The following is a 2885-nucleotide window of genomic DNA, read 5'->3' as shown; positions in this document are numbered from 1 at the left end:
GTTGAGATCCGGGCTACAGGCGTAACCCGGAGGGGATGTTTCGCGTTTTAGAGGCCTTCGTAGGCCATCAACGCGTGCACGGGTACACCCGCATCTTGAATGCGTGCTGAGCCCTGCAAATCAGGCAGATCAATCAGTGCCGCGGCTTCGATCACTTCGCCACCAAGCTGCTTGATCAGGCTGCAAGCGGCCAGGACGGTGCCGCCGGTTGCGATCAGATCATCAAATACCAGAACTTTATCGCCGTCTGTTACGGCATCAATCTGCATTTCGACAGAGGCTGTACCGTATTCAAGTTTGTACTCTTCATATACGGTCTCGCCGGGCAGTTTGCCTTTCTTGCGAACCAGCACTAATGGAATGTTCAGCTGATAAGCAACAATCGACGCGATCAGAAAACCACGCGCATCAATCGATGCAATGTGGGTGATCTCGCTGTCGATATATCGCTGAATAAAAGAGTCAGCAATCATGCGCAGTGCTTTTGGATCTTTGAACAGAGGGGTGATGTCGCGAAACTGGATGCCGGGTTCTGGCCAGTCTGGAATCGTGCGCATGACTGACTTTATATAACATTCATCGTAAGACATCGTTTACTCCTGGAATGGATACAGCTTGATATGGCTCAATGTTTTGAAAATAGATCACAGGTTTAATGAAGTTGTTGGGTTACACACTGAGATGGCTACTTCATTGTGCAACTGGCTGGCGTCCTTTGTTATTGGCAAAGGACGCATTTTTTTGCCTGTGAGGTTTAGGATGCAGCGTCAGGTTCTTCGCTGCAATTGCCTGACTCAGCCGGAGAAGGGCATTCGCCAGAAAGGGAGTACAGCTCATCCAGATCGAGCAACTCTACTTCTTTGCCGTCGACGCGAATCAGTTCACTCTTCTGGAAACGGGTAAAGATACGGCTGACCGTTTCTACTGCCAGTCCGAGATAGTTGCCAATCTCGTTACGAGACATGGATAGACGGAACGCGCTTGCGGAGTAACCACGCGCTTTAAAGCGCAGGGATAGTTTCACAAGGAAGGTGGCAACGCGCTGTTCAGCGTTTTTCTTCGACAGCAGTAACATCATCTGCTGTTCGTCGCGAATCTCTTTGCTCATTGTGCGCAGAATTTGACGACGCAGTTCTGGCATCTGTCCGGATAGATCATCCAGACGTTCAAACGGTATTTCACATACTGTTGTTGTTTCCAGAATTTTCGCGGAAACAGGGTAACGATTTTCGTCGAAACCACCTAAACCCACCAATTCACCCGGGAAGAAGAAGCCTGTAATCTGCTCTTCACCTTCATTGGTTATGGTGTAGGCTTTAATGGTCCCGGCACGAAGTGCATAGACGGATGTGAAGGGCTCACCCTGATGGAACAGGTGCTCTCCCTTTTTCAAGGGACGGCTTTTCTCGATAATGTTATCGAGACGTTCCATTTCGGTCATGTCCAGCGACACCGGCAGGCATAGAGAACTCAGACTGCAGGTCTGGCAATGCACCTGTTGGAGGCTGCGCAGTTTCCCTTCTGTCACCTTTATTTCACCCATAATCAGGCCCTGCTAAATTAGTTACTATTGAGAGGCTACTCGGCGTCATTATCCATCATTTGGGCAGAGCGGTGAAGCTCTGCCCACGATTATCCCTTTAGATAATCCGGGAAAAGCCGTTGGTTTTTTGCTGTTTTGGGATATAAGCATCAAATGCCATGCAGATACGACGAATCAGCAAACGCCCGGCAGGTGTCACGGTGATCACACCGTTATTCACCTGAATAAGGCCATCTTGTGCGAACGATGCCAGTTCTGGCTGCTCTGCGGCAAAGTAATCGGCAAAGTTAATCGCGAAGCGTTTTTCTATCATTGCAGTATCCAGAGCGAAGTGGCAGATCAACTGCTTGATCACTTCACTACGCACGATGTCGTCATCGTTCATGACAACGCCGCGCTTAACCGCAAAGTTATTGGCTTCTACGGCTTTGCTGTATCCGGCAATATCATGTTCATTCTGGTAGTACACACGGCCAATCTGGCTGATCGAAGAGACACCCATTGCAACCAAGTCGCAGTCAGCATGGGTTGTATATCCCTGGAAGTTGCGGTGCAACTGACCATTCTGCTGTGCCAGTGCAAGCTCATCATCCGGCTTGGCAAAGTGATCCATGCCAATGTAAGCGTAGCCTGCGTCGAGCAACCGGTTAATGGTGTTTTCCAGAATAGCCAGCTTAGTTTCAGGGCTTGGCAGGGTCGCCGCATCAATATGCTTTTGAGAACGGAAGCGATCAGGCATATGGGCATAGTTAAAGATGGACAAACGGTCTGGATCCATGTCGATGACGGTATCCAGTGTTTCCTTGAAGCTGTCTTCGGTCTGATGAGGCAGGCCGTAGATCAGATCCATATTGATAGACTTAAAGCCGTGGCTACGGGCTGTATCGAGCACAGACTGTGTCTGTTCCGTCGGCTGTACGCGGTTGACGGCCTTCTGCACTTCTTCGTGTACATCCTGTACACCTAGGCTAATGCGGTTGAAGCCTATGTCTCGCAGGACTTTAATCGTATCTGGATTCGCTTCGCGAGGGTCAATCTCGATGGAGTAATCGCCCTTGTCATCGTCGCGCAGGTTGAAATGCTTGCGGGTGTGGCTCATTAGCTCGGACATCTGGTCGTCGCTGATGAATGTCGGTGTACCACCGCCCCAGTGCAGCTGATTTACGATGCGATCGTTGCTGTACCACTCAGATACCTGAGCCATCTCTTTATACACTGTATCCAGATATGGCTGGGCTTTCTTGCGGTTGCGAGTAATCACTTTGTTGCAGGCGCAGTAGTAGCAAACGTGTGCGCAGAAAGGGATATGGAAATACAAAGACAGCGGTGCATTGCTGTCGGT

General features: G+C 49.9%; 3 protein-coding genes. All 3 read right to left on the bottom strand.

The annotated features are described in order from the left end of the window. Positions 1-47 precede the first annotated feature (47 nt). Positions 48-590 (bottom strand): adenine phosphoribosyltransferase, encoded by a 543-nt coding sequence (locus ABYW01_RS18290; protein ID WP_193955377.1) that lies wholly within the window; start codon positions 588-590, stop codon positions 48-50. 164 nt (positions 591-754) lie between these two features. After that, on the bottom strand, positions 755-1543 hold the full coding sequence (gene fnr / locus ABYW01_RS18285) for a fumarate/nitrate reduction transcriptional regulator Fnr (protein WP_193955376.1): 789 nt from the start codon (positions 1541-1543) through the stop codon (positions 755-757). Between the two features lie 97 nt (positions 1544-1640). After that, positions 1641-2885 (bottom strand): oxygen-independent coproporphyrinogen III oxidase (hemN, locus tag ABYW01_RS18280; RefSeq protein ID WP_372835613.1); only part of this gene is annotated, 1245 nt, incomplete at its 5' end.

Origin of the sequence: Pontibacterium sp., assembly GCF_041587635.1 — a bacterium.
Taxonomy (GTDB): domain Bacteria; phylum Pseudomonadota; class Gammaproteobacteria; order Pseudomonadales; family Balneatricaceae; genus Pontibacterium.
This window is presented reverse-complemented; position numbering and strand designations above follow the sequence as displayed.

What these genes read in the sequence shown, in the direction of transcription:
- ABYW01_RS18290 (WP_193955377.1), bottom strand. Translation starts at nt 590, where the DNA reads ATGTCTTACGATGAATGTTATATAAAGTCAGTCATGCGCACGATTCCA.
- fnr (WP_193955376.1), bottom strand. Translation starts at nt 1,543, where the DNA reads ATGGGTGAAATAAAGGTGACAGAAGGGAAACTGCGCAGCCTCCAACAG.